Origin of the sequence: Streptomyces sp. 8K308, assembly GCF_004348315.1 — a bacterium.
Lineage (GTDB): Bacteria > Actinomycetota > Actinomycetes > Streptomycetales > Streptomycetaceae > Streptomyces.
In genome coordinates this window covers 1-518 of the sequence record NZ_SMKC01000694.1, presented here as the reverse complement: position 1 = coordinate 518, position 518 = coordinate 1, and the positions used below count along the sequence as shown (strand labels likewise).

Annotated in this window: 1 protein-coding gene; it reads right to left on the bottom strand. The window is 65.4% G+C overall.

The genetic code is table 11. From position 1 onward, the window contains the following. On the bottom strand, positions 1 to 518 hold a 518-nt coding region (locus tag E1265_RS36680; protein ID WP_132935242.1), incomplete at both ends, for an IS630 family transposase.

Below are 518 nucleotides of genomic sequence, written 5' to 3'. Positions count from 1 at the left end.
GGGCTGGGTCCGGTCCAGCGCCTGGATCTGCGTCTTCTCGTCGATGGACAGCACCACCGCACCACCCGGCGGGGCCAGATACAGACCGATCACATCGGCCACCTTCTCCGCGAAGGCAGGATCCTTCGAAATCTTGAACGTGCTGCTGCGGTGTGGCTTCAGGTTCTCCTCCCGCCAGATCCGGGCGATGTAGTGCCAGGACACGGTGGTGTGCTCGACCCGCTTCAGATACTTCGCCAACTCCCGCGTCGACCAGTGCGAAAGACCTGTGCCATCCGGCGGCGTCATACGCGTCAAGGCAATCACCCGGGCCCGCACTCGCGCCGGCACCTGTTCCCGCGCACCACCAGGACGGTCACCTTCCAGCCCGGCCAGGCCCTGCTCGGCGTAACGACGCTTCCAGCGATCCACCGTCGGCAGCGATATGCCAAGCAGCTCGGCAATATCCTTGCGGCGGTGCCCTTCACCCGACCACAAGACGATCCGACCCCGCGTGGCGATATCGGCAGGAACGTCCC